Annotated in this window: 25 protein-coding genes; 14 read left to right on the top strand and 11 right to left on the bottom strand. The window is 38.5% G+C overall.

From position 1 onward, the window contains the following. Positions 1–72: 72 nt before the first annotated feature. The 3 genes from serB (at position 73) to AC1M84_RS04770 (ending at position 2691) form a co-directional block, all read left to right on the top strand. Positions 73–1293, top strand: coding sequence for a phosphoserine phosphatase SerB (serB, locus tag AC1M84_RS04780; protein WP_180028375.1), 1221 nt, complete (start codon positions 73–75; stop codon positions 1291–1293). 413 nt (positions 1294–1706) lie between these two features. Then, entirely contained in the window at positions 1707–2021 is a 315-nt protein-coding gene (gene aciT / locus AC1M84_RS04775) for a ciprofloxacin tolerance protein AciT (RefSeq protein ID WP_035264816.1), read from the top strand. Between the two features lie 190 nt (positions 2022–2211). Then, complete coding sequence (locus AC1M84_RS04770; RefSeq protein WP_481592791.1) at positions 2212–2691, top strand: SCP-2 sterol transfer family protein; 480 nt, start codon at positions 2212–2214, stop codon at positions 2689–2691. Positions 2692–2783: 92 nt separating this feature from the next. Here the strand turns inward: AC1M84_RS04770 and dtd are convergent, their stop codons facing one another. Continuing rightward, a complete protein-coding gene (dtd, locus tag AC1M84_RS04765) occupies positions 2784–3224 on the bottom strand; it encodes a D-aminoacyl-tRNA deacylase (RefSeq protein WP_481592792.1) in 441 nt (146 codons plus the stop codon). 233 nt (positions 3225–3457) lie between these two features. Here dtd and AC1M84_RS04760 point away from each other — a divergent pair, with 233 nt between their 5' ends. The 5 genes from AC1M84_RS04760 (at position 3458) to asd (ending at position 8736) form a co-directional block, all read left to right on the top strand. Then, the gene (locus AC1M84_RS04760) at positions 3458–4972 is read left to right on the top strand and encodes a catalase (RefSeq protein WP_481592793.1); all 1515 of its coding nucleotides are present in this window, start codon (positions 3458–3460) and stop codon (positions 4970–4972) included. Positions 4973–5165: 193 nt separating this feature from the next. After that, complete coding sequence (locus AC1M84_RS04755) at positions 5166–5615, top strand: ankyrin repeat domain-containing protein (RefSeq protein ID WP_481592881.1); 450 nt, start codon at positions 5166–5168, stop codon at positions 5613–5615. 113 nt (positions 5616–5728) lie between these two features. Then, a complete protein-coding gene (gene pncB, locus AC1M84_RS04750; RefSeq protein ID WP_035264803.1) occupies positions 5729–6931 on the top strand; it encodes a nicotinate phosphoribosyltransferase in 1203 nt (400 codons plus the stop codon). A 111-nt stretch (positions 6932–7042) separates the two neighbouring features. Next, the gene (locus AC1M84_RS04745) at positions 7043–7891 is read left to right on the top strand and encodes a sulfurtransferase (protein ID WP_180028378.1); all 849 of its coding nucleotides are present in this window, start codon (positions 7043–7045) and stop codon (positions 7889–7891) included. Continuing rightward, on the top strand, positions 7888–8736 hold the full coding sequence (gene asd / locus AC1M84_RS04740) for an archaetidylserine decarboxylase (RefSeq protein ID WP_035264801.1): 849 nt from the start codon (positions 7888–7890) through the stop codon (positions 8734–8736). The genes AC1M84_RS04745 and asd overlap by 4 nt, the downstream gene beginning before the upstream one ends. Positions 8737–8777: 41 nt before the next feature. On the opposite strand, the gene phoR is transcribed toward asd, so the two are convergent. The 3 genes from phoR to AC1M84_RS04725 all read right to left on the bottom strand — a co-directional run bounded on the left by phoR (position 8778) and on the right by AC1M84_RS04725 (position 11775). Beyond that, positions 8778–10139 (bottom strand): phosphate regulon sensor histidine kinase PhoR, encoded by a 1362-nt coding sequence (gene phoR, locus AC1M84_RS04735; RefSeq protein WP_035264800.1) that lies wholly within the window; start codon positions 10137–10139, stop codon positions 8778–8780. A 10-nt stretch (positions 10140–10149) separates the two neighbouring features. Continuing rightward, complete coding sequence (phoB, locus tag AC1M84_RS04730) at positions 10150–10860, bottom strand: phosphate regulon transcriptional regulator PhoB (protein ID WP_035264799.1); 711 nt, start codon at positions 10858–10860, stop codon at positions 10150–10152. Between the two features lie 228 nt (positions 10861–11088). Further along, positions 11089–11775: a TetR/AcrR family transcriptional regulator gene (locus AC1M84_RS04725; RefSeq protein ID WP_035264798.1), complete on the bottom strand. Its 687-nt coding sequence runs from the start codon at positions 11773–11775 to the stop codon at positions 11089–11091. 198 nt (positions 11776–11973) lie between these two features. On the opposite strand from AC1M84_RS04725, the gene AC1M84_RS04720 reads away from it, so the two are divergent. Next, entirely contained in the window at positions 11974–12819 is an 846-nt protein-coding gene (locus AC1M84_RS04720) for an SDR family NAD(P)-dependent oxidoreductase (protein WP_035264797.1), read from the top strand. A 51-nt stretch (positions 12820–12870) separates the two neighbouring features. Here the strand turns inward: AC1M84_RS04720 and AC1M84_RS04715 are convergent, their stop codons facing one another. The 3 genes from AC1M84_RS04715 to AC1M84_RS04705 form a co-directional block, all read right to left on the bottom strand. Then, positions 12871–14238 carry an MATE family efflux transporter gene (locus AC1M84_RS04715; RefSeq protein WP_092766554.1) on the bottom strand — a complete coding sequence of 456 codons (1368 nt, stop codon included), beginning with the start codon at positions 14236–14238 and terminating at the stop codon, positions 12871–12873. A 104-nt stretch (positions 14239–14342) separates the two neighbouring features. Further along, positions 14343–15506 carry a methionine aminotransferase gene (locus tag AC1M84_RS04710; RefSeq protein ID WP_481592794.1) on the bottom strand — a complete coding sequence of 388 codons (1164 nt, stop codon included), beginning with the start codon at positions 15504–15506 and terminating at the stop codon, positions 14343–14345. A 155-nt stretch (positions 15507–15661) separates the two neighbouring features. Further along, complete coding sequence (locus AC1M84_RS04705; protein ID WP_035264791.1) at positions 15662–16534, bottom strand: LysR family transcriptional regulator; 873 nt, start codon at positions 16532–16534, stop codon at positions 15662–15664. A 97-nt stretch (positions 16535–16631) separates the two neighbouring features. Here AC1M84_RS04705 and AC1M84_RS04700 point away from each other — a divergent pair, with 97 nt between their 5' ends. Genes AC1M84_RS04700 through thrH form a run of 3 tightly spaced genes read left to right on the top strand, consistent with a single transcriptional unit; the run spans position 16632 to position 18659 of the window. After that, the gene (locus tag AC1M84_RS04700; RefSeq protein WP_481594522.1) at positions 16632–17402 is read left to right on the top strand and encodes a 2OG-Fe dioxygenase family protein; all 771 of its coding nucleotides are present in this window, start codon (positions 16632–16634) and stop codon (positions 17400–17402) included. A gap of 3 nt (positions 17403–17405) precedes the next feature. Further along, positions 17406–18014: a LysE family translocator gene (locus AC1M84_RS04695; protein ID WP_481594521.1), complete on the top strand. Its 609-nt coding sequence runs from the start codon at positions 17406–17408 to the stop codon at positions 18012–18014. A 12-nt stretch (positions 18015–18026) separates the two neighbouring features. Further along, a complete protein-coding gene (thrH, locus tag AC1M84_RS04690; RefSeq protein ID WP_092766549.1) occupies positions 18027–18659 on the top strand; it encodes a bifunctional phosphoserine phosphatase/homoserine phosphotransferase ThrH in 633 nt (210 codons plus the stop codon). 187 nt (positions 18660–18846) lie between these two features. Here the strand turns inward: thrH and AC1M84_RS04685 are convergent, their stop codons facing one another. From AC1M84_RS04685 to AC1M84_RS04675, 3 genes are read right to left on the bottom strand one after another with little or no spacing between them, the layout of a single operon-like run. Beyond that, complete coding sequence (locus tag AC1M84_RS04685; RefSeq protein ID WP_481591972.1) at positions 18847–20154, bottom strand: DUF445 domain-containing protein; 1308 nt, start codon at positions 20152–20154, stop codon at positions 18847–18849. Between the two features lie 37 nt (positions 20155–20191). Beyond that, on the bottom strand, positions 20192–20746 hold the full coding sequence (locus tag AC1M84_RS04680; protein WP_481594520.1) for a CC0125/CC1285 family lipoprotein: 555 nt from the start codon (positions 20744–20746) through the stop codon (positions 20192–20194). A 35-nt stretch (positions 20747–20781) separates the two neighbouring features. Then, complete coding sequence (locus AC1M84_RS04675) at positions 20782–21321, bottom strand: DUF924 family protein (protein WP_035264779.1); 540 nt, start codon at positions 21319–21321, stop codon at positions 20782–20784. 212 nt (positions 21322–21533) lie between these two features. Here AC1M84_RS04675 and gshA point away from each other — a divergent pair, with 212 nt between their 5' ends. Next, on the top strand, positions 21534–23111 hold the full coding sequence (gene gshA / locus AC1M84_RS04670) for a glutamate--cysteine ligase (protein ID WP_481594519.1): 1578 nt from the start codon (positions 21534–21536) through the stop codon (positions 23109–23111). 18 nt (positions 23112–23129) lie between these two features. Next, positions 23130–23630, top strand: coding sequence for a disulfide bond formation protein B (locus AC1M84_RS04665; protein WP_481592799.1), 501 nt, complete (start codon positions 23130–23132; stop codon positions 23628–23630). A 43-nt stretch (positions 23631–23673) separates the two neighbouring features. Here AC1M84_RS04665 and AC1M84_RS04660 read toward each other — a convergent pair whose 3' ends face one another. Then, positions 23674–25005, bottom strand: coding sequence for a PGAP1-like alpha/beta domain-containing protein (locus AC1M84_RS04660; RefSeq protein ID WP_481594518.1), 1332 nt, complete (start codon positions 25003–25005; stop codon positions 23674–23676). Positions 25006–25076: the final 71 nt, after the last annotated feature.

The raw sequence follows: 25076 nt of genomic DNA, 5'->3' as shown, positions 1-25076 counted from the left end.
ACTTCCAAAGAAAATTAATTCAATTTCGATTATGATTCTTACAATATTCGTAGCTCAGACCCGAGTCAATTCATGCGAGAAATCATTCTTATTTCATTTTTAGGACCTGACCAACCGAATCAGTTTACTCGATTGATGCAGGTGTTGTCCGTACATTCTTTGCAAATTTTAGATGTAGGACAAGCAGTTATCCATAACCAATTGACTCTCGGCATCGTGGTTGCTTCCGAAGACCAGACAGCAACGGCTTTGGCCATGAAAGATATTCTGATTTTAGCACACGATATTGGTCTTACTGTGCGCTTTAAACCGATCGATTCAGAAGATTATGAGCAATGGGTGAAAGAGGGTGGACGTACACGATATATCGTGACGGCATTGGCACCTGAACTTACCGCAGCACATTTGCAAGCAGTGACTAATATTGTTTCAAGTCAAGGGTTTAATATTGAAACAGTCACTCGTTTGTCTGGTCGCCCAACGTTGAATCATTTTGAAAATGAACCAAAACGTGCTTGTGTGCAATTTGGTTTGAGCGGTCAGATGTTAGATGCTGCAGCGATGCGAGCGGCATGTTTAAGTTTATCAAATGACCTTAGTGTCGATGTTGCAGTACAAGAAGACACGCCGTACCGTCGTAATCGTCGTTTAGTTTGCTTTGATATGGATTCAACGCTGATCGAACAAGAAGTGATTGATGAGCTTGCAATTGAAGCAGGTGTCGGTGCACAAGTCGCAGAAATTACTGAGCGTGCTATGCAAGGTGAGCTGGACTTTCAGAGCAGTTTCCGTGCGCGTGTGGCGCTACTGAAAGGTATGGATGCTTCTGTATTGCCTAAAATTGCAGAACGTTTAACGATTACTGAAGGTGCAGAACGTCTTATTTCAACCCTGAAATCTTTGGGTTATCGTACGGCTATTTTATCTGGTGGCTTCCAATACTTCGCTGAATATTTACAAGAAAAACTTGGGATTGATGAAGTTCATGCCAATATCTTGGATGTTCAAGATGGGCAGGTCACTGGCGAAGTTAAAGGGCATATTGTGGATGGCGCTCGTAAAGCATTTTTATTAGGCCAAATTGCGGATGAAATGGGCATTTCACTTGAGCAAACGATTGCAGTAGGTGATGGTGCGAATGATTTGCCAATGCTCTCTATAGCGGGCTTGGGCGTTGCATTCCGTGCTAAACCATTGGTGCGTCAAAATGCAAATCAAGCCATCTCAAGTGTTGGGTTGGATGGTGTTCTGTACCTGTTAGGTGTACATGATAAAGATTTAAGTCGAGCTTAAAATCAAAAAAAGCTTATTAAAAAGGCGACCAAATGGTCGCTTTTTTTTATCTAAGTGAATCATTCTTAGACAAATTTTAATCAGCTAAGTTCAGACGAAAAAACAGATGGTCATCATCGAAAAAAAGATGTTTTTGACAAAAAATTACGAGGTATTTTTTTGTAATGACACGCCAAGTTTGACTGATTCTGACTCTATGAAAAATGTCTAATCTTAAAAAATGTAATGACAAAAGAATGTTGCGACAATATGTGTCGCTTACAAAAGCATCAGGTCTTTTTTTCTGAAAAAAACTCACCATAATGCTTTCATAAACGCCAACAAGACCATTGAAGAAAGTGAAGCGTTATTTAATTTGTTGTGAAACACCATTAGGCAGTATTTGAAACATCTAAATTTTGACGGAGATTTTTATGGTCACTTTAACTTTTGCAACGATACTCGGATTTGCTCTGATCGCTGTAGCATTGGCGGCCGTATTCTTTTCACCTTATCGTCATTGGCTAGGGTTTATGTTGGCGGGTATGGTCTTCTGGGGTTTACTTGAAGGTATTCGTTATAGTGTCCAACACGTCTTTGACATGTCTTTGGCATATAGTTATTTAACAGCGATTAGCTTAGCCATGGTGGCTTTAACGGCTTTCTTACTTCGCGAAGATAGTCGTGCGCAAAAGGCTTTAGAAAATCGTCGTTATATTGAACATACTCCTGTATATGAGGACGATTAAATCCTACTCATGACAAATGATATGTAGACCAAAACTGCGTGGTAACAATTTTATATTTAAAGGTGTATCAAAATGATATACCTTTTTTTTGCCTATACGTTTTGTTAAACAAAGCTGCATTTCCTTACTTATAAGATATGCTAGGATGAATCAATTATTTTTGATATTAAAAAAACGGACTTAAATTGTCATGAAACTATCTTCAATACCTGTTGTGAAATTACCTATCGTTGATGCAAGCACAGATCCACTAGACCTTTTGGTGTTAGGTTTGGCGTTGCGTATGAAACAATTGTCACGTACGAGTCCAAAATTTATTGAGTTAATTCATGATCGTCAGTTCCGTATTCAAATAGGTACAGATCTAGGTGTTGCACGTCAGATTTTAGTCAACAATGGTCAGATTGATTCTGTTTCAGGTGATGCAGAGAAAGCAGATTTCGTACTTCAGTTTGCTGATAGCGAGCAAGGTGTTAAAACCCTGTTGAAAGGTGATCCAACTGCATTCATGACGGGTATGCAAAATGGCAGTATTAAAATGGAAGGTGATTTCAGCTTATTGGTATGGTTTAACCAAGTCGCTAAATTAATTCCACCAAAAATTCCTAAACCTGTAAAAGAAAAAATACAATTTGCTCGTCAATTTATTAAAGAAAAGACAGGTAAGTAATACAGCACCTAAATACGGACTTTTCTCGTTTTGATTCTAGAGATGAGTATTGAAATGCAAGAAAAAAAGCCCTCATCAGAGGGCTTTTCTAGTCATTCAACTTCAAGATTGAAGGTTACCGGACCATCATTGATGAGATGCACTTTCATATCCGCTGCAAAGATTCCGGTTTGTACATGTTCAAACTGAGATTTTGCGTATTCAACTAACTGTTCATACAGTTCTTTTGCTTCGAGAGGCGGCATTGCAGGGCCGAAGTCAGGACGCAAACCTTTTTGGGTTTGTGCCATCAGGGTAAATTGCGAGACTAATAATAATCCGCCTCCGACTTGGCTAAGATTCCAACCCATTTTTCCTTGGTCATCATCAAAAAAACGGTATTTTAAAATCTTATCGATGAGCTTCTTACCTTTTTCAAAGTTATCTTCTTTGCCAATACCAATAAAAACTAAAATCCCTTTTTCGATTTGACCAGTAATCTCACCATCCACAACGACTTTCGCTTCAAGGACGCGTTGGAGTAAAGCACGCATAATTCAACCAAGTTTGATGTTTTTTAATTCAAATGAATTGTATCAAATTGGAAAAAAGAAAAGGGATAAAGTCGTCATCTATCCTAATAAGTCATTGATAAAAAAATAATTAATCGGAGTATATACTTTTAATCTAATAAAGCGATTGAAATAATAAAAATTAACCTTTTTACCAATTTTGTTAAAGAAGGTAATTTACGCGTGCAGGAAAGGTAAATTTGAGAGAGAAAACGATGTTTAAGCGTTCAATGTTGGTTGCAATGCTTGCAACTGCGACAGCAGCATCAGCTGCACCATTAACAAAAGATAACGGCGCACCAGTGGGTGATAACCAAAACTCAATCACTGCAGGTCCAAATGGTTCTGTATTATTACAAGATGTACAGTTGATTCAAAAACTTCAACGTTTCGGTCGTGAGCGTATCCCCGAGCGTGTTGTACACGCACGTGGTACGGGAGCTTATGGTGAATTCGTTGCAACTAAAGATTTATCAGATCTTACTATTGCTTCACTTTTCAAAGCAGGTACGAAAACTCCAGTATTCTTACGCTTCTCTACAGTAATTCATGGTAAGCATTCTCCAGAAACTTTACGTGACCCACATGGCTTCGCAATTAAGTTTTATACTCAAGAAGGTAACTGGGATTTAGTTGGTAACCAAACGCCTGTATTCTTCATTCGTGATGCGATCAAGTTCCCAGACTTCATCCACGCAATGAAACCAAGCCCAATTGACAACGTTCAAGACGCTAATCGCGTATTTGACTTCTTGTCTAGCCAGCCATGGGCAACAAATATGTTGACTTATGTATATGGTAACCAAGGTGTTCCTACGAGCTACCGTGAACAAGACGGTTTCGGTGTACATGCATTTAAATTGTACAACGACAAAGGCGAATATAAATACGTTAAATTTAACTTCCGTTCTAAGCAAGGTGTTAAAGGTCTAAACGTTAAAGAAGCTGCTGAATTACAAGGTAAAGACTTCAACCACTTAACGAATGATCTTTATAAGAACATCAATGCGGGCAATTTCCCGAAATGGGATCTTTATATCCAAGTGTTGGATCCTAAAGATTTGAATAGCTTCGATTTCGATCCACTTGATCCAACTAAAATCTGGCCTACTGATTTAGTACCAGAAACAAAAGTGGGTACTTTGACATTAAATCGTATGCCGAAGAATTTCTTCCAAGAAACGGAACAAGTTGCTTTAGCACCAGGTAATTTAGTACCAGGTATCGAGCCATCAGAAGACCGCTTACTTCAAGGTCGTATCTTCTCTTACTCTGATACACAAATGTACCGTTTGGGTGCAAATCACCAGCAAATTCCAGTAAACCGCCCATTGGTAAATGTGAACAACAATAACCAAGATGGTTATATGAATGTTGGTGCAACTTCATCTAACGTGAACTATGAACCAAGCCGTATGGAGCCAAAACCATCTACAGCGAAAGCTCGTGCTGTTGAAACTCCACTTTCTGGTACGGTTCAGCAACGTGGTGTGAAGGAGCAAAACTTTAAGCAAGCGGGTGATTTATACCGTTCATACTCTGCTAAAGAGAAATCTGACCTCATTATGAACTTAGCAGCTGATCTTGGTAACGTAAAAGATTCAGAAACTAAACACATCATGTTGTCTTATTTCTATAAAGCAGATGCGGATTACGGCACACGTATGACTAAAGCTGTAAACGGTAACTTAGCGACTGTTAAAGCGAAAGCGGCAGCTTTAAAAGACTAATCAAGATTAGTCCTTGGATTGGTGATTAGGGTCTAAGGTGTCACCTCAAAAAAGTCCTGTAAAACTCAATTCCTTTCCTGCAACCCTAGGGGAGTTTTACAGGCATTCGTTATCGAATTTAAACTCAGGTGAGGGAAGAATGAAAAATATTGTATATAGTTTATTAATCGCTTTACTGAGTTTAAGTTCAGTAATGCTTCACGCTCAAACGACGTCTGTCAGTAGCTCACAACAATCAGATCAGAAAGAAGTGATTGACTTATTTTTTGCAGCAGCGAAAACAGGAAACAAAGAAGTTATTCATGAATTTTTGAAACATGGTTTTCCAGTCAATATTAAAAACCATGCTGGTTTTACACCATTAATGATGGCGACCTACTATGGTCATCAAGATATTGTAACGACTCTATTGGAAAACGGCGCAGACCGCTGTGCTCGTGATAATAAGGGTAATACAGCTTTGATGGGTGCTATCTTTAAGCTTGAATGGTCAATTGCCAAACAATTACGCCAGGTCGATTGTGATGCTCAAGCAAAACAGACAGGACACAAGACCACAGAAGAATTCGCAAAAGTTATTGGGCAAGATAAAGCATTGAAAGCTTTGACTGAGTCATATAGTCAAGACAATGCAAAAGAATAATCAGTTTAAGTTTTAGTAATTAGTCGAATAATCTTCGACAATTACTAAAACGAGCTATGAATCGCAACAAAATGTGCTTTAATGCAATAAGTTGCTAAAAACTGAAAAATAATATGTCTGCCATTATTCAATCCTTACTTGATACTGACTTGTATAAATTCACGATGCTACAAGTGGTATTACATCAATTTCCTCAAACGGATAGTGTCTATCAATTTCGTTGTCGTAACCTTGAAGATACAGCCTATCCACTCGTGGATATATTAGAGGAACTGAACGAACAGTTAGATTTACTGTGTCAGCTCAAATTTAAAGAAGATGAATTACAATATTTAAGAAGTTTACGCTTTATTAAAAGTGATTTTGTAGACTATTTAGAATTATTCCAACTTAAGCGCCGCTTTATTAAAGCCAGTATCGATGATCAAGGTCGTTTAGATATTCGTATCGAAGGACCTATGGTTCAAGCAATGATGTTTGAAATTTTTGTGCTTGCAATCGTCAATGAACTCTATTTTCGTCGTATTCGCGATGAGCAGGTATTGGCAGAAGGAGAGCGCCGTCTTAAAGCTAAAATTGAATTGTTGAAACACTATGAAAGTAGTCAACAACCCAATGATCCACCATTCCTTGTTTCCGATTTTGGAACACGCCGTCGCTATAGTTTTGACTGGCAGAAACATGTGGTGGAAGAGTTTAATAAGGCTGCACCACATATTTTTCGTGGCACAAGTAATGTTTTATTGGCAAAGCAGTTGGGTATTACACCCATTGGTACGATGGCGCATGAATTTTTACAAGCTTTCCAAGCACTTGATGTTCGCTTACGTGATTTCCAAAAAGCTGCACTTGAAACTTGGGTGCAGGAATATCGCGGAGATTTAGGCATTGCACTGACAGATGTTGTTGGTATGGATGCATTCCTAAGAGACTTTGATTTGTATTTTGCCAAATTGTTTGATGGTCTACGACATGACAGTGGTGATCCATATGAGTGGGGCGATAAAGCCTACGCACATTATAAAAAATTAAAAATTGACAGCAAAACTAAAATGCTCACTTTCAGTGATGGTCTAAACTTAGAGAAGGCATGGGATTTGCATCAATATTTTAAAGATCGTTTCCAAGTCAGTTTCGGGATTGGTACTAACCTCACCAATGATATGGGACAAACTGCTTTGAATATTGTTTTAAAGTTAGTCGAATGCAATGGTCAATCGGTAGCTAAACTCTCTGATAGTCCAGGAAAAACGATGACTGATAATGATACCTTCCTCGCATATTTGCGTCAGGTATTTGATGTTGAGTCTCCTTAATCATAATTTCCCTTTTCTGATTTTTTGCTAATACCATGCAAAAAATCAGAATAATTTTGAAAAAGTCTTGTGCTAAGATTTGAACAAGGCCAATAGAACTATTCAATAAATATGACCACTAACGCTTTTGATTTCGGTCTGCTCATTGAAGCAGAACAACTTGTTCCTCATTTAGGAAGTGAAAAGTTACGTATTGTTGATTTGACCCGAAGTTCGGTCTATGAGCAATTACATATTCCGCATGCTATACATCTGAAGCCAAAATTTTTAGTGCGCCAAGAGGAACAAACTACGGGTTTATTGCCTGATGATGAAGGGCTTCAGCAGCTAGTCCAGATATTAAACATATCACCTGAGCATCATGTCGTGGTCTATGATGATGAAGGTGGGGCATGGGCTGGTCGATTGATCTGGAATCTACACTGTATGGGTTTTTATAACACCAGTTTATTAAATGGTGGTATTCATGCATGGTTAGGCGCCAACTATCCTACTTCTTCAGAAGTTGAAGAGGTTCAGCCAGTCACATGTCTTTTTCAAGTTAAGACATCCAATGTTGATCAACACCGTATTGATTATTCAACTTTAATAAAAAAAATTGAAAATAAAACTTGCCAAGTATGGGACTGCCGAACGGCTGAGGAGTATACCGGGCAACGTCTCGCGGCACGTCGTGGTGGACATATTCCAACGGCTAGACATTTTGAGTGGAGTACTGCACTTAATCGTCAAAATCATTTAAAATTGCACCCCTTAGAACGCACGCAACAACGTTTAGAACAATTGGGCTTTCAATTTGATCAGCCAGTCGTCGTATATTGTCAGTCTCATCACCGTTCAGGTTTAGCTTACATTATTGGTCGATTACTGGGTTGGGATATCCAAGCTTATGATGGTGCGTGGAGCGAGTGGGGCAACCGCCTCGACAGTCCAATCATTACTGGAGAGTCACCTGAGTGAGTCTGACAAATTTAAAAAAGAAACTATTTATTCAAGCGCAGCAAATCGTCCCGCAACAAAAACTCAGCCGTTTGGTGGGTAAAGTCGCAGCTAGTGAAAACCCAGTATTAAAGAATGTTGTCATTCAAGCATTTAAAGCAAAATATGGCATTGATATGTCAATTGCTGAGCAACAAAATGCCTTGAAATTTAAATCCTTTAATGAGTTTTTCACTCGCTCTTTGAAAACAGGCGTTCGTTCAATTGATCCTAATCCTAAAAGTGTCGTGTCACCTGCAGACGGTGCAATTTCACAATTAGGTAAAATCAATGAGGGCGATATTTTTCAGGCAAAAGGTCAAAGCTTTTCAGTTGAAAAGTTAATTGGTGATCCTCAATTGGCAGCACCATTCAAAAATGGTGAATTTGCAACAGTGTACTTATCACCGCGTGATTATCATCGTGTGCATATGCCTTATTCTGGTACATTGACTGAAACTTTATATATTCCAGGTGAATTATTTTCAGTCAACCAAACTACAGCTGAAAATATTCCGGGTTTGTTTGCACGTAATGAACGAATGGTATGTTTATTCGATACTGATATTGGTCGTATGGCTGTTGTTTTAGTTGGCGCAATGATTGTTGCTGGAATTGAAACTGTTGCGACAGGTAAAGTAAAACCAACAGGTCGCTTAGAGCTGAACCATCATGCGATGAAACTTGAAAAAGGTGATGAGCTCGGACGTTTTTATTTGGGTTCAACGGCTGTAGTTTTGTTTGAGAAAGATAAAATGCAATGGGACCAAGCATTTAAGGCGAACTCAACTGTAGTAATGGGTGAAGCGTTGGGTCATCTTATTTGAGTATATCTTTTGAATAAGAAAAGCGCCTAAGGCGCTTTTTTTTATTCGTGCATTTTATACAAGCGTTCTTTGGGAAACACGGCAATAAATGTAGAGCCTTCGTTTTCTTTCGACTCGATTTCAATATGTGCGCCATGTTGCATAAGTACGTGCTTAACGATGGCAAGGCCTAAACCAGTACCACCTGTTTGACGACTGCGTGCACTATCCACACGATAAAAACGCTCAGTTAAACGCGGTAAGTGTTTTGGATCAATTCCAATACCAGTATCCTGAACAGAAAAATAGCCACGTTCTCCATCATCATGCCAGCCGATGGTGATGGTGCCACCTTTCGGGGTGTACTTTATGGCATTGGTAATTAAGTTGCTAAATGCACTCGCCAATTCCATATCTGAACCAATTAAGTCACAGTGGCTGTCTATATCAAGGTTAAGTGTATGACCATAATCAATATTGTAAGCTTGCGCATCATCAAACAGATGGTTCATTAAACTTGGCATTTCGATAATTTGATTTTTCGCAATTTGTTTTTCATTTTCTAAACGAGACAAAAGCAAAAGATCATTGACCAATGCATTCATGCGTTTAGTTTGCGATTGCATTTGTTCAAAGGCACGTTTCCAACGCGGATTGATATCTTCTTGATCTGTGAATGTTTCGATATACCCACTTAACACTGTGAGTGGTGTTCTTAATTCATGTGAAATATTGTCAACAAAATCTGAACGCATTTGCTCGAGATTTTTCATACGCGTAATGTCGTGCGCAACTAAGAGGCGACTTTCATTGCCAAAGCGAGTCAGTTTGATTTGCGCGTACTTATTATCATGGTTCACCAATTTAATTTTTACACCATCTGGTGCTTGATGGGTATTATGAAAATATTCAATAAAATCTGGCTGGCGAATAATCGTGAGCAGGTTGCGGCCACGATCAACAGCTTGAATGCCAAATAACTTTTCCGCAGCAGGATTCCACCATTCGATTTGATGGGAATCATCCGTAAGAATAATCGCTTCTGATAAAGCCACGAGAGAAGATTGAGTTCGATCGATCAGTCCAACCATTTCAGACTGAACAATACGTTCTTGGCGTTGAGCCCGATATACATTGAACAGTAATGCCCCCCAGATTCCATTTAAATTTGGTGGTACATCGTAAGGACGATTCGAAATCCAATCATTGACTAAATATAATGAGCGTAATTGGATACCAAAAAATATGAGACAGGCAATGCCTAAGCATATCCAAAGATAGCCAATCCCTAACCCGATACAGCCCGCAATAATCAGTAGAAATACCAGTAAACGTAAGTCTTGCTTGGCAAAAGTCCATAAACTGCTATATAGAAACTTTTGATGTTCACGTGCCAATTCTGGGACGGGGTAGGGTTCGTACATAAAATCTAAATTAACCTAAAGCAACATCAGCTCGTGTTGAAAAACGATAGCCAGTACCACGCACAGTTTGAACATAACGGTCTGCACCATAAGGTTCGAGCACCTTACGTAAGCGACGGATATGGACGTCGATGGTTCTGTCTTCAATATACACATTTCCACCCCATACCTGATCAAGTAATTGAGCACGGGTATAGGCACGTTCTGGATGAGTCATAAAGAATGCCAATAGACGATATTCTGTTGGCCCCATATCAAGAATATTTTGATTATAGCTGACACGTTGGCTTACTGGGTCAAGAATTAAGCCATTTGCATCAATGGTTTTTTCGCCATTTAACGCATTTGCACGTCTTAACACCGCTTTAATACGGGATACCAACTCACGTGTTGAAAATGGTTTCGTCATATAGTCATCTGCTCCAGCATCAAGACCTTGAACTTTATGGTCTTCTTCGCCACGCGCAGTCAACATAATGACTGGAATTTCGGAAAGTGTTTCATCACGCTTAAGGCGACGACACAAATCTACGCCACTCACGCCACCCGGTAACATCCAGTCGAGTAGGATAAGCGCTGGACGTTGATCAACAATCATTTGATGTGCTTGTTTCGCATCTTCTGCTTCCAAGCATTGAAAGCCTGCCATATCTAAAGAAGTATGGATCATTTCCCGAATTGGGAGCTCGTCGTCGACAATTAAAATGTAGTCATCTTTCACAACGCAATATCCTATGATGAACGGTGAACCGTTTTATATTTATGACAGGCTTATTACAAAGATTAATTATGACAGTATCATTGCAAGATGGAAATCGAAGTTAAATATAGCAATGTTTTGTGACAATTAGGCTGATATTTTGGCTCATTGATATTTATTAATTTGAAATTAAATCAATATCTTAAATTTACTTACGATTTGTCACAATTTCTTCATCTTAATTTGATGCTACTTTTTCATTAGATCATTCAATAGGGCGAGAAAAACGGTTTTACATGCCTGAACGACCTCAGCACGTGGAAGTTTAAAACCACCTACTACCCAGCGAACAGCAACTTGAGTGACATAGCCATTTAGACCAGTTGCAATCAAGGAGATCTCTTTTTCAGTGAGATGGGTATGTGGCATCATTAATGTGACAAAGGCATGAATCATTCGGTCGAAACGGCCCATTGTTTCTTGAATGGTTGCATGATTATGAAGTTCTTGGACGAGCATTGCATCAATATAAATAATCCGAGCGGTACGCGGATCATCTTCTAAAAAACTAAAGAACGCATTTAGACCTGCATCAATCATGTTTAGAGGCTCAGGAGAGGCTTTCATAATAGCTTGCATTAATGTTTGTTGAAGCTTCTCAATCAGTTCTAAAAAGATCGTTTGGAATAAGTTTTCACTTTTCTTAAAAGATTCATAAAAGTAACGTTCAGTTAATTTCGCTTGTGTGCAAATATCTTTAACGGTTACTGAGAAAAAACCATGAGTTCCATATGCTTCAATACCCGCTTCAATAAGTTTCTCACGGCGTGCTTGTTTGCGTTCAGTTAAGGACATCCCTTTAAATTGACGCTCTTTTGCGGGAGGCTTTTCAATCGCTTGCTCGTGTTCTGATGGAGTGAGGTTCTCTGGGTTCATAGCAATTCGAGTCTTTTTATAAAAGTGTTATGCTGCGGTCAGTATAGAGTACTGATCAGCTAAAGATACTAAATTGGCCTATAGTAACAATAAAAATGGTCGATAGTTACATTGACAATAATAATTGTCAAAATTATAGTGAACATGAATGACCCAGATCAACGCTGTGGTGCATAAAAATCAAAAAAAGGATTCACAATGAAAAATTTTAAAAACAAAGTGGCTGCAATCACAGGTGCAGGTTCTGGTATTGGTCAACAACTTGCGGTGTTACTGGCTAAGCAAGGTTGTCATTTGTCTTTAAGTGACGTAAATGAAAAGGGCTTAGCAGAAACAGTTGAACTGACGAAGAATGCAAATGTACGAGTCACAACCAAAAAAGTAGATGTTGCGAATCGTGACGAAGTTAAAGCATGGGCGGCTGAAACTGTACAGAATCATGGTTCAGTGAACATGATTTTCAACAATGCTGGGGTGGCATTGGGTTCGACCGTTGAAGGTGCAACATACGAAGAGTTGGAATGGATTGTTAATATTAACTTCTGGGGTGTCGTATACGGCACCAAAGAATTCTTACCATATATTAAGAAAACAGGTGATGGACACATTATCAACATTTCAAGTTTATTCGGTTTAACTGCGCAACCAACTCAGTCTGCTTATAATGCAACTAAATTTGCTGTACGTGGTTTCACTGAATCTCTTCGTCAAGAGCTAGATATTGAAAATGTGGGTGTGAGCGCGCTTTGCGTACATCCAGGTGGCATTCGTACCAATATTGCGAAAGCTGCAAAAATGAATGACAGTTTAAAATCTTTGGGCATGAATCCACAGAAATCTGCACAGACATTTGATAAATTATTACGTTGTCCACCTGAAGAAGCAGCGCGTCAAATTCTAGAAGCAGTGCAAAAAGATCGCCGTCGTTTACTGATTGGTAACGATGCGAAAGTGATTGATTTAATGCAACGTGTGATGCCAACGGGCTATCAAAAAGTGACTGCATTTGCGACTAAAATGAGTAAACGTTTCGATTCTAAATAATCGTTAAAAAAACCCGCGTCATGCGGGTTTTTTATTTTCTTGATTTCTAATTTAAATCAGTACTTGAACAGTTTTCTTTTTCCAAACAAATTGATAATACAAACCTTGCATCACACATAAGCAAACGAAGGCCAAAGCATAAGCGTACCAGATTCCCGCCAGCCCCCACCATGCGCTAAATAGATAAGCTGCTGGGAGTTCTATACAGAGTATGGCTACAATATTGATGATCATTGGCATAGTCACAGTGCCACTTGCACGCATAATTGAGGCGAAAATAGCACTCGCGCCAAAAAATAAAATTGACCACAGCACAATAAACAATAATTGTTGCCCGAGTATCACGACTTTTTCATCTGTAATAAATAATGCCATGAGATATTTTGAGAACAAATAAGCCAAGATTACGAGCCCGCCTGTAAAGACAAAATTCATGCCCAGTGCTGTTTTAGTTACACGTGATAAAGAATCCGCTTTACCTGCACCAATCGCTTGAGCCCCAAAAATAGAAGCGGCAATTGCGATAGACAGAGCAGGGAATTGGATATAGTTCAAAACCTGATTGACTGCGCCATAAGCAGCTGTTGCTTCTGAACCATAGCGATTGACCAAGCCGACAATGACTAAACCTGCCACAGAAGTCGTGACCATTTGAATGCCAGTAGGAACGCCAAGCCTGAGAATAATTTTGCTTAGTTCAGGATTGTGGCGTACATGTTTACACATTGCTAAATCTGGACGTAATGGATGATTTTTTTTATTTAAATAAACGTACAGAAAAATAAGCACGGCCAGATAACCCACAATCGTGGCGATGGCAGGTGCAATGATACCCAATTGAGGAAATCCAAAATATCCAGCGATGAGAACAGGGGTAATAAAGAGCCCAATTAAACTGGTCATTCCCAAAGCGATGAGAGGTGTAATGCTATCACCGACACCACGTAAGATAGAGGTATAAATAATATAAATAAAAAGGAGTGGGCTACCTGCTAACATCCATTGAACATAAGGCAAAGATAAATGCATGACACTTGGGTCTGTGCCCAAGGCCTCAAGAATGTGGCGTGCAGATAGAACACCTAAAATGGCAATAATCGTCCCGCCGATCAATGTCATAAAAATAGTAGAGCCGACAACCGCTCTTACTTTTTCTAAATTTTGTGCTCCCCACGCTTGACCAACCAATACCGTCGAGCCAGCCGAAAGCCCAATTACGAAAGCCAAGAGACAGAACAAAATAGGGAAGAAGACGGAAACAGCAGCAATTGCTTGGACGCCCATCATTTGCCCGACGAAGATCGTATTAATTGTGCCTGATAAATTTTGCAGGATATTGGTTGCAATCAGCGGAACTAAAAAAACTAAAAAAACTTTCCAGAAACCAGGTTCATCAATCGGCCGTAAGGTTCTCGCCATATATAAGTCTTATCCATTATTGTTTTCTATATCAACGGATTGACCTTAACACCTTATCATTCAAATTGCTTTAGTAATAAAGTAATCCGTCTCGTCTCTTTTCGTTATTGTGATTGAACCTTCGTTAAAATTTCTCCTGCAAGATGCAAGGTTTCCTCTCGTTTTGCAAAACAGACCCGAACGAGCTTCAGATCTTGAGGTGGCTGTTGATAAAACACTGATATAGGAATCGCTACCAGTTTGTGTTGTTCTGCAAGATATTGGCACATTTCTATATCTGTGAGCTCAGGTCTTAGTGTACTGAAATCTAAGTTTTGAAAATAAGTTCCTGGTGACGGCAGATATTGAAATTTTGAATGTTGAATTCCATGGATGAATAAGTCACGTTTAGCTTGATAAAAATTGGGGAGATCTAAAATATGTTCAGGATGTTGTTCGATGAATTGATTAAGCGCGACTTGAATCGGATGGACACCACAGAAATTGGCAAATTGATAAATTTGACGAAATACTTTCATCAGTGCCTGAGGTGCAACGCAATATCCAGTTTTCCAACCAGTAACATGAAACGTTTTTCCGAATGAACCAATCACAAAACTACGATCTCGAAGTTCAGGAAAACTAAGCGCAGAATAATGTTGTTGACCATCAAACACTAAATGTTCATAGACCTCGTCAGAAAGTACACAAATGTTTTTATCCTGAATCAACTCGATCAGTTGTTGCCAATCTTGCTTGGACCAAATTGCACCTGAGGGATTATGTGGTGTATTTACAATGATTAATCGCGTTCGTTCATTTATTCGATCTTTCACCACATTCCAGTCAACATGGAAGTCTGGATGTACCAAGTTGATATGGATCGCTTGCGCCCCAGCGAGTTTCACTGCAGGTGCATAACTGTCATAAGCAGGATCGAAAATAATTACTTCATCTCCAGCATTTACAACAGCTTGAATCGCACACAAAATTGCAGTCGTTGCACCAGGTGTAATGGTAATTTCGCTGATCGGGTCTAAATGGACTTGGTCTCGTTGGCAGAATTGGGCTGCAATTTTTTGTCTTAAACTCAGCAGACCGTCACCAGGTGGATATTGGTTATAGCCTTGTTGTGTGGCTTGAGCTAAAGCTGCAATTAATTCAGGAGGAGGTGGAAAATCAGGAAAACCTTGAGAAAGATTTAACGCGTTCAACTTTTGGGCGAGTGCTGACATCACGCTAAAAATAGTGACACCTAAGTCTGGTAATTTAGATTCAATTTTAATCATGCTGGATAGTAATATTTAGCCCGTTTCTTCGTAGTTTAGCAGTTGAAATGCCTGCACTAAATACAAATATCTGCGACATATTCGTTTTAATTTTCATAAGATTCTAATGATCTTCAATTAAGTTTAAAACCTTAGATGATCTATGTGATCTCATGTTAAAAATGATTGATCTGACTTTGCTTCATTTCATTTTTTAACCAATTTAAAAAAATAATCTTCCGAGGATCTTCAATAAATCTAGTATGGGACAGTAGATAATAGGCAGAACCATCCTGAAGAATTGGTGTTATTTTTTTTACAGACTTGAGCTCTAATTCTTTTTCAATCATGTAGATAGAAATGATCGTCTTTCCTAAGCCAGCCAAGCAGCCTTCTAAGCATAAGTAAAAATGCTCTAATTCTATTTTGGAATGTTTCTTCAGAATATCTTTGAGTTCATCCAATTGGTGTAATTTTTTTGAAAAATAAGGGCGTGATTTAGAAATTAACAATTCTTTGGTTTTAGGGTGGTGAGATGCTTGGACTGCCACAATATATTCATCGCCAATTTTCTCACTAAACAGATGCGATCCCCATTCAAAATCATTTCTTCGTATTGCGATATCGATATTATCTTTTTCAAAGTCGACTACACCACCACCTGTGAGCAAAACCACTTCAAAATCATGTCCAAGTTTTTTAAATTCAACAAGTCGTGGAATTAACCACTTCATCGAAATGGTTGGTTCACAGGACAGTACCAATTGTTTGTTTTCAGTTTTATTTTGAGTTAGTCCAATTAAACAATCATCCAATTGATTGAAAATATTCTGAGCGCAATGAAAAAGAGTTTCTCCTTCTTTGGTGAGTATCAAGGTTTTATTTCGTCGTTCAAATAATGTGATATTTAATATTTCTTCGAGATTGTAAATTTGCTTACTGACGGCACTTTGCGTAACAAATAATTTCTTTGCTGCAATCGTGACACTGCTGTATTTAGCGACAAAATAAAAAAACTTCAGTGAATTCAAAGATATTTTTTCTATCATTCCAAAAACTCATATATTTTTAGTCGATTTTATTGATTTTATTTTTTTAACTTTTGTTCAAAATGAAGATTACCAAAAGCAAAATAAAGCTAATACAATGGAAAATATATTAAAATTCAGTCCATTTAACAAGCAGCATCTCCATGAATACACATATTCAAAAGAGATAATCAAAAAGGGTTATGCGTTTATTGATTTAAATACATTCCAAGAAATACAGAAAAATAATAATTTTCACGATGTTAATGAGCAAGATGTCAGTGATTTTATAGACAGTTGGAACGCTCTAGATTTAGATCAATTTATGTCGGATAAAGGTAAATATCGAACAAGAAAACATGCAACTTTTACTATTAATGATAAGCATAAAATTTTACTGAAAAATTCTTATATTCCTCATTTTCAGACGATTGAATACAACACTTTGAATGGTGGAATTGCGAGATATTTTTCAGAGATTGATAAAAATACAATTGAAAATCCAATTTTTAGAAATTTACTACAATTCGCATATCTCACCTTTTCAGAAATTGAAACTGAAAATTGGTTTATCGAAGCGCATCAATTTCGCATTGAAGCAAAATTTAACGATAGTGGTAAGCCAACCCCTGAGGGGATACATCGAGATGGGGTGGATTTCGTTTTAATGGCCATGATCAACCGTCAAAATGTTCAGGGTGGAATGACCCGAATTTATGACTTAAATAAGAATTTGAAAGCAGAATTTATGCTTGAAAATTTTTTAGATATCGCACTTGTGGATGATCATCAGGTCTATCACAGCGTAACGGAAATCAAAGTCAATGATTTTACGTTGGGTGATATTGGATTAAGAGATGTATTAGTGATCACGTTTAAAAAGGCATAATGAATGGGTGAGTTTATAGCAGTTATTCTCATCACCATACTCGCTGTTGTGAGTCCTGGTGCTGATTTCGCTATCGTGACAAAAAACAGTTACTTATATGGTAGAAGGATAGGTGTTCTCACTTCACTGGGAATTTCTATAGGTGTGTTGATTCATGTGACTTATACGCTCATTGCTGTCGCATTTGTCATGGCGTATACACCTCAAATTCTAAATATTGTGAAGTATATTGGAGCCATCTATCTCATCTATATCGGTTATAAAACTTTTGTACAAAGTCCGGTTGTCGAGACGTCATCAACTGCTGCAATTAATCCTTTTCAAGCAGTGAAATATGGCTTTTTCACCAATGCACTTAATCCTAAAACGACTTTATTTGTGATTAGTACATACACTCAGATCATCAGTGTGAGTACGCCGAAAGCGATTCTGGTCGGTTATGGGCTATTTATGTCTTTTGCTCATTTTTTATGGTTTGGATTGGTGGCTTTGCTTTTTTCATCGATTGTTTTAAGACAGAAAATGTTAGCTAAGCAAGTACAGATTAACAGAGTGATTGGAACTGTATTATGTCTGCTAGGGATAGCACTTCTGTTTGCTAAATTTCAATAATAGGGTAGCAATATGAAAAAGATGGCTTTTATCGATATGGAAGGTGTTCTTGTCCCTGAAATATGGAAACACTTTTCAAATGTATACAATATCCCAGAGTTGGCGATTACAACTCGAGAAGTCGCAGACTATAAGTCTCTGATGGAATTTAGAATTAATTTACTGAAAGAAAATAAAATTCCTTTAAAACAATTAATCGATGACATTAAAGAACTGGATGTCATTCCAGATGCTAAGGAGTTTTTAGAATATTTGCAAAAGGCTGAAAATTTTGAAGTTAACATTATTTCAGATTGCTTTTATGAGTTTTTATTTCCCTTTTTTGAAAAATTAAATCTTCCTGTTAAAAATACATATTGTCATCACTTAGAAATTGGACCAGATGGATTTATAGAAAATGTTCTGTATACACGAGATAAAGGGAAACATGAAATTATTGTAAAGTTCCAAAAAGAAAACGTTTCAATGACCAATAGTATTGCGATCGGTGATGCATTCAATGATTTTTCGATGTTGCATTTAGTTGATTATGGTTTTTTATTTCAACCCTCAGAAGACGTGAGAAAGAACTCCCCAGCTTATTTTTGTAAAGTAGACTCTTATCAAGATATTATTTCACATTTAAATCGTAAAAAAATTATGTAACCTTATAATATTATTATGGTTTATATAAGATGAAGTAGATAGGAATGACTCTAGTGATAGCTTAGTTCTTTAAATGGATTAAGAATAATAAATACAGCCCATTCATGCAGAAATGGGCTTTTTGATGACGTCAATTCACAATGAATTCAATTTTAGTCAGCGACCAAATTTAAATTTCATTTCTAAGTTAAATCAAAAATTCAACTGCTGCTCGGATGATCCCTAACACTAAACCGATAAATGCACCAACGACAACACCGTTGACGCGAATCATATGTAAGTCACCACCGACTTCATTTTCAATTTTATCGATCATTTCTCGTGAGTCCCATTCGTGAATGCGTTCACTGATAAATAAAATGACTTTTTCGCTGTATTGATCACTGAGATTGACTGCCATTGAACTCATTTTTTCATTTAATAATTGGCGTAATGCAGGATTGGAAATGATGTTTTGACCGACTTGTTGAATCGCAACACGTAAATTTTCAGCTATACCTGAATCTGCTTTCTCCAAATCTTCACGAATGGCATTGCACAGAATGACGACGGCACCAGTAATAAAATTTAAAACTTGAGGACTATCTAACAATGCATTTTTAGTTTCATTTAATTTAAGACTCGCCTGACTTTCAGGATTTGCGAGTTCAGTCATTAAATGCTGTGCAATACTCTCAATTTTTTGACGCCATGGATGCTCTGGATCTGCCAACATTGACTCGACACGCTCTATTAAAGAGTCAATCGTTCTTTGTTGAACATCGATACCGATCCAACTTGCGCCTTTGGCTAAACGCCACACTCCGAGTTCTTTAAATAGGGTGCGGGTTAGCTCCCGAGTTTGTTCAGGATGTGAAGTCACCCAACCGTGCGCAACATCGAGACCACGTTGTAAAACATCTTGGTGGAAGTCATTTTCTAATACGGCACGAATCATTTCACTGGCCAGGGTATTGATTTGAGTGTTCTTTACCCATTGCACACTGTTAGTTTGAATAAACCTACCGACTTGTTCTTGTCCAACAAACTCAAAAACTTTAGGCACTGTCTGTTGAATCACTTGAGTCACTTGACGATTGTTATCTGGATTGGCTAGCCATTGTCCTACTGCCAAACTCACATCTGTTTGACTCAAGCTTTTTGCCACAATCTGTGGCGATAGGAAGTTTTCTTGAACAAAACGTCCCATGGATTCTGCAATACGCGCTTTGTTACGTGGAATAATTTCGGTGTGATCTTTTAAAAACTTAGGAATAGGGATACGGCCGAATGGGTTCCGAAACAAAACCGTAATGGCATACCAATCTGCTAAACCACCAACCACACCTGCTTCAGCAGACAACATTAAAATATGAATAAGCCAAACATATTCTGGAAAAATTTTGGCAGCCACCATGAGCGATATCCAAGCCAATACAGCGACAACCAGTGCGATCATGGCAAACCGTTTGCTTCGATCCAGACTAGGGGTAGTCATTGTTGGTGATACACTCATGCATAACTCCTATGTAAGTTGTTGTATTAATATTATTTTATTGTGATTGAGAAGGCTGTGTTTGTACAGGCAGTATGTCGCCTGTAGCACTTAAACCATATTTAGACCCTAAGGCCTGTAAAATTAAACGTGCATCAAAAGCATCTTGAGGTGCTGTTTTTTGATCTTTAAAACAGGTGATGGTATAGGCTACTTGAACTGGCTCTAAACTGACCACCTGTGGCACATCATAAAAAGGATCAAAGAACATAGGATGTCTACGATATCCATAACCATACGGGTAAGGATTGGAATAAACCACAGCTTGACGAGGTGGTTGTTGTGTGCGATTGCTTGGATCATCTTGGACTTTAAAAAAATGAAAGCTCTGTTTGACTGTTGTTTGTGCAGCTTTAAGTAAGGTTATTTCTTCAGCTGTACCATAGCTCATGTTAGATGAGCCTTGAAAACTAATACGATACGTTGATTGGTTCAAGGGAATAGTTGCGAATTGCCCAAGCTGATCAAATGTACGCGGTTTACTTGGCGTCGTGACACAACCAGACAGCAGGAGCATGCCAGATAATCCCAAAATCATGCATAAGTTTTTCATTTCGCTCTCCTGAAGTCTGTTGTGTCAATATCAATTTAGAAGCTACTGTTTGGCTGTTTTAAGAATTCTATTTCCTCAGGCGTAGAGAGACGATTTAAAATTTCATTACGATGAGGATAGCGGCCGAAACGTTCAATGATGACTTGATGCTTTTTCTCAAAGTCTAAATTTACAGGGTTGCCTAATGCCTCAAACAAACGAAGCGCTTGAGTGTGAATGATTTTTGATTCGCTATGCATGAAAGGCATATATAAGAAGCTACGTTGTTCAGGTTCCAGTTCGAGATCTAAACCAAGACGAACCGCTTCTTGAGCTAGCCCAAGTGCTAATGGATCTTGGGCAAAAGATTCAGCTTTGCCACGATAAACATTACGAGAAAATTGATCCAAGACAATGATTTCTGCTAAGCGTCCTAAAGCAGTTTCCCGCCATGTCCATAGTTCGCCTGCGGCAGCTTGTTGGATGGTGTGACCAAATTGCGCTTGAATAAGTTGATCGAAAGCATCGCTTTTCGCAAACCAATGTGGTTGAGTTTCAGCACTGAACCAAAAATCTATAACGTTGTGATAATTCATATTCTTTACAGTTTGTTAGCATTTATTCTGCAATAAAATCACAAATTTCAGATGTCTTAAAGACTAAGATTGTGTTAAAAATTTGCCAAAATAAAAGGTTTATCCAACTGAAATGTATATGCAAACTGCATTTGGGAATATAAATCACGGTATACTTGATATAAATCAATAATTTTTTATCTCAGTCGTTCTTCTAGATAAGCGAGTAAGTAATGAGTCAACCCGAAGCGCTCTCTGAAACAATTTTACCAAATTGGGTGGATTCGTCGGTGTTTAAAGGTATGTTACGAGGCATTGAGCGCGAAAGCTTAAGGATGCAAAGTGATGGCTTTATCTCCCAGAAAGATCATCCTAAGGGTTTAGGCTCTGCGTTAACTCATCCTCATATTACGACAGATTATTCTGAAGCCTTACTTGAGTTTATTACGCCTCCTCAATCTTCAATTCCTGAAGCATTAAGCTACTTAGAAGATATTCATGCTTTCACTCATCGACATCTAGAAGATGGTGAAAAGCTATGGCCAATGTCGATGCCATGTATGTTGGATGATGAAGAAGAAAGTATTCGTCTTGCGCAATATGGCTCGTCCAATATTGGTAAATTCAAAACCTTATACCGTCGTGGTTTAGGTGTACGTTATGGTCGTCGTATGCAGACGATTTCAGGTGTACATTACAATGTTTCATTGCCTGATGCGTTGTTTGAGCAGTTGCAAGCAAACGAGCAAGATGAAGCTTTAAAACAGCTCAGTTTGCAGGATTATCGCAGCCATCGATATTTCGCTTTAATTCGAAATTTCATTCGTTTAACCCCATTGGTTATGTTCCTGATAGGTGCAAGCCCATCAGTCTGTCGTTGTTTTATGACGGGTCGTGAACATCATTTATTGCCTTTAATTAAGGGAACATTGTATTTGCCATATGCCACTGCATTGCGTATGGGGCGCTTTGGATATCAAAACTCGGCGCAGAAAGAGTTAGGTATTCATTACAATGATTTGAAAGGATATTTAGCAGGTTTACAAAAGGCGGTGAAAACATCTTATGCTGCTTTCAGTCGTTTGGGATTAGATGACGAAGCGGGTGAGCCGATCCAAATTAATGATCACGTACTGCAAATTGAAAACGAGTACTATAGTCTTGTACGTCCTAAACAAGTACCACAGTCTGGTGAAACACCATCTGATGCATTAGCAAACCGTGGGGTAGGGTATGTTGAATTACGCGCAGTAGATGTGAATCCATACAGCCCAATTGGTATCAATGAAGATACTGCAGGCTTCCTAGAGGTATTAGCGCTTTATTGTTTATTAAAAGACAGTCCTGAGCTGCTAGATGATGAACTTGAAGTGATTGAACAAAACCAGCAAGAAGTTGTGAATCGTGGGCGTGCCCCAAATGCTGCCATTGTTGAAAATGGTCAATCAATTGAAATTGAGACATGGGCAAATCAATATCTCAAACAGATGCAGCCTTTAGCAGAAACGTTAGATAAAGCTCACTCAACCTCGTTGTATTCTGATGCAATGCAAATTATGCAATCACGAGTAGATGAAGTGGATGAAACCTTCTCTGCGAAAATAGTAGAAGATACACTAAAACATAGTGGTACTTGGAGCTTAGGTAGTGTGCTCGCGCATCAACATGCTGATCATTATCAAAATTATGTGTTATCTCAGGATAAAGTCACCTATTTTGAACAACTTACAGTGCAATCACTTGAGCAGCAACAACAGTTGGAAGCAGAGTCTAGTTTAAGCTTTAAAGAATATCTAAAAGCATATCGATAAAAATATTGAGGAAAGTATATGCAGTGGCAAAATTACCGCATGGTGAGTGGCCTGTTGTTTATAGCCAGCGTGATTGGAATGGCCTTCGCGTTGTATCTCGAACATGTCCAAGGTCTTGAACCTTGTCCATTGTGTGTATTTCAACGGTTAGGTCTGATCGGATTGGGGCTGATTTCTTTTATTGCGTTTCTACACAATCCCGTCCGTAATGGTTTAAAACGAGTATATGCTTTCCTAGGGACATTATCGATTTTATGGTCAGCGGGTGTTGCTGCACGTCATGTCTGGCTGCAGAGTTTACCTCCAGATAAAGTGCCAAGTTGTGGTCCTGGTTTAGATTATTTGGTAGATGCTTTGCCGCTTAAAACAGTGCTTCAACAAGTGCTGTCAGGATCAGGGGAATGTGCGGTGGTAGACTGGACTTTCCTAGGTCAGTCTTTACCTGTATGGTCTTTGGTATTTTTTAGTATTTTGCTGATCATTTCGATTTGGCAGTTATTCAGAAAGTATCCTGCTTAAAATAAAAAAGCCAACTAATAGTTGGCTTTTTTATTGAAGATGGTCAGGTTTCTACGATTCCTTCCATGCTTTCTAATTTGATTAAATATTTACGGATTTGCTCTTCAGCTAATTCATCGTGATGTGGATAGAACCATTTAACGATTTGCTCAGCAACACTGGAATGGTATTGAATTTCCATATGATTGAGCCCGTAGAACACCGCTTTATGTGATTCTGGCAATTTCAGTTGGAATCGCGGATTTGGATGCTCACCCAAAGCACTTTGCACACTCACTAAGTAATCGCCAATGACTTTGAGTGTGCGATTTTTACGATTTTCAAACTCAATTGTTCCAGCTACTAGGAATGTATTGATATGTGAAGGCAGCGGTGCAGGTTTACGATTATCATCCATCATGCCAATACGAGCGTGATTGTGTTCCCAGTCATCATCACGGACACTACCATGGCGTAAATCCAAAATACCATCACTGCGAATATTCACAATGTGGCTGGCTAACTTGATGATGGGAAAGTGTCCAATTTTTTCTTGAACGGCAAAGCCAATACGTTCTAGAACCGCACCATGATGTGGAGAACCTAAGCAGACCAAATTCTCTGCCATGTGAAACCATTGATGGAGATTTTGTTTACCATAAAACAAAGCACTTCGAGAAACCAAACCACCCATACTGTGACCGATTAAATCAAGGCTGGTGATACGTGGATTGCGCTTTACCAAGTCTTCAAGCATATTGGCCAACGAACGACCATTCGCTGAAATTCTGCGACCAGTGTTGTAATGCAAATAAAGCATGGTGTTGTTGTCGCGTTGTGCAAGCAGTTTTTCACCAATACCGCCATAGTTGCGATTCGTCCAATCAAGATGATTCATGCACAGACCATGGCAAAAGATCACGACACGACCTGACAGGTCACCCTGTTGTAACTCTCCATAGTGATCATACAGATTACTGGTAATCGCCAACGGATTTTGATTTTTGAGTAAATAGTCGCCAATCACACCATTAAGAGCACTGACCAAAAAAATCATTTTTGGCGTGAGGGGCTTATCATGGAGTTTCGGAAATTGATCAATGATTTTGCGCAGGGCTGGTGCGACCAAATAATTTCCGTAATTTAGAAGCGTGTCATATGAAAATTGATATAACTTTCGAACGTAGGTTTTCTTTTGAAATTCTTTTGATGTTTTTTTACTTAAACCAAATACGGTTAAGAGCACTTCACGTTGAAGCGATTGAATGAGATTTTGAACAGCATGGTTGATTGGAGTGCTGACCAGTTGTGCCAAACCTTCAAGCACATCGGCCTGACTCGGAGGAGATCGATCCCATTTACAATAGGTTTCATGTAGTGGCGTTAAACTCGGCATCTAGTCTTATCCTGATAGTGCATGATCATCTAAAGACACTTTATTTTTAGCAATGATCACTGTATAAAATT

Source organism: Acinetobacter sp. 24-47-66 (assembly GCF_056779755.1).
This window is presented reverse-complemented; position numbering and strand designations above follow the sequence as displayed.

Excerpts from the sequence above, each read along its gene's own strand:
- serB (WP_180028375.1), top strand. The coding sequence starts at position 73 with ATGCGAGAAATCATTCTTATTTCATTTTTAGGACCTGACCAACCGAAT.
- thrH (WP_092766549.1), top strand. The coding sequence starts at position 18,027 with ATGAAAAAGATGGCTTTTATCGATATGGAAGGTGTTCTTGTCCCTGAA.
- aciT (WP_035264816.1), top strand. The coding sequence starts at position 1,707 with ATGGTCACTTTAACTTTTGCAACGATACTCGGATTTGCTCTGATCGCT.
- phoR (WP_035264800.1), bottom strand. The coding sequence starts at position 10,139 with ATGTACGAACCCTACCCCGTCCCAGAATTGGCACGTGAACATCAAAAG.
- AC1M84_RS04725 (WP_035264798.1), bottom strand. The coding sequence starts at position 11,775 with ATGAACCCAGAGAACCTCACTCCATCAGAACACGAGCAAGCGATTGAA.
- AC1M84_RS04755 (WP_481592881.1), top strand. The coding sequence starts at position 5,166 with ATGCTTCACGCTCAAACGACGTCTGTCAGTAGCTCACAACAATCAGAT.
- AC1M84_RS04700 (WP_481594522.1), top strand. The coding sequence starts at position 16,632 with ATGGAAAATATATTAAAATTCAGTCCATTTAACAAGCAGCATCTCCAT.
- gshA (WP_481594519.1), top strand. The coding sequence starts at position 21,534 with ATGAGTCAACCCGAAGCGCTCTCTGAAACAATTTTACCAAATTGGGTG.
- AC1M84_RS04660 (WP_481594518.1), bottom strand. The coding sequence starts at position 25,005 with ATGCCGAGTTTAACGCCACTACATGAAACCTATTGTAAATGGGATCGA.
- AC1M84_RS04715 (WP_092766554.1), bottom strand. The coding sequence starts at position 14,238 with ATGGCGAGAACCTTACGGCCGATTGATGAACCTGGTTTCTGGAAAGTT.
- AC1M84_RS04685 (WP_481591972.1), bottom strand. The coding sequence starts at position 20,154 with ATGAGTGTATCACCAACAATGACTACCCCTAGTCTGGATCGAAGCAAA.
- AC1M84_RS04745 (WP_180028378.1), top strand. The coding sequence starts at position 7,043 with ATGACCACTAACGCTTTTGATTTCGGTCTGCTCATTGAAGCAGAACAA.
- AC1M84_RS04720 (WP_035264797.1), top strand. The coding sequence starts at position 11,974 with ATGAAAAATTTTAAAAACAAAGTGGCTGCAATCACAGGTGCAGGTTCT.
- AC1M84_RS04665 (WP_481592799.1), top strand. The coding sequence starts at position 23,130 with ATGCAGTGGCAAAATTACCGCATGGTGAGTGGCCTGTTGTTTATAGCC.
- dtd (WP_481592792.1), bottom strand. The coding sequence starts at position 3,224 with ATGCGTGCTTTACTCCAACGCGTCCTTGAAGCGAAAGTCGTTGTGGAT.
- pncB (WP_035264803.1), top strand. The coding sequence starts at position 5,729 with ATGTCTGCCATTATTCAATCCTTACTTGATACTGACTTGTATAAATTC.
- AC1M84_RS04680 (WP_481594520.1), bottom strand. The coding sequence starts at position 20,746 with ATGAAAAACTTATGCATGATTTTGGGATTATCTGGCATGCTCCTGCTG.
- AC1M84_RS04770 (WP_481592791.1), top strand. The coding sequence starts at position 2,212 with ATGAAACTATCTTCAATACCTGTTGTGAAATTACCTATCGTTGATGCA.
- AC1M84_RS04710 (WP_481592794.1), bottom strand. The coding sequence starts at position 15,506 with ATGATTAAAATTGAATCTAAATTACCAGACTTAGGTGTCACTATTTTT.
- AC1M84_RS04760 (WP_481592793.1), top strand. The coding sequence starts at position 3,458 with ATGTTTAAGCGTTCAATGTTGGTTGCAATGCTTGCAACTGCGACAGCA.
- AC1M84_RS04705 (WP_035264791.1), bottom strand. The coding sequence starts at position 16,534 with ATGATAGAAAAAATATCTTTGAATTCACTGAAGTTTTTTTATTTTGTC.
- AC1M84_RS04695 (WP_481594521.1), top strand. The coding sequence starts at position 17,406 with ATGGGTGAGTTTATAGCAGTTATTCTCATCACCATACTCGCTGTTGTG.
- AC1M84_RS04675 (WP_035264779.1), bottom strand. The coding sequence starts at position 21,321 with ATGAATTATCACAACGTTATAGATTTTTGGTTCAGTGCTGAAACTCAA.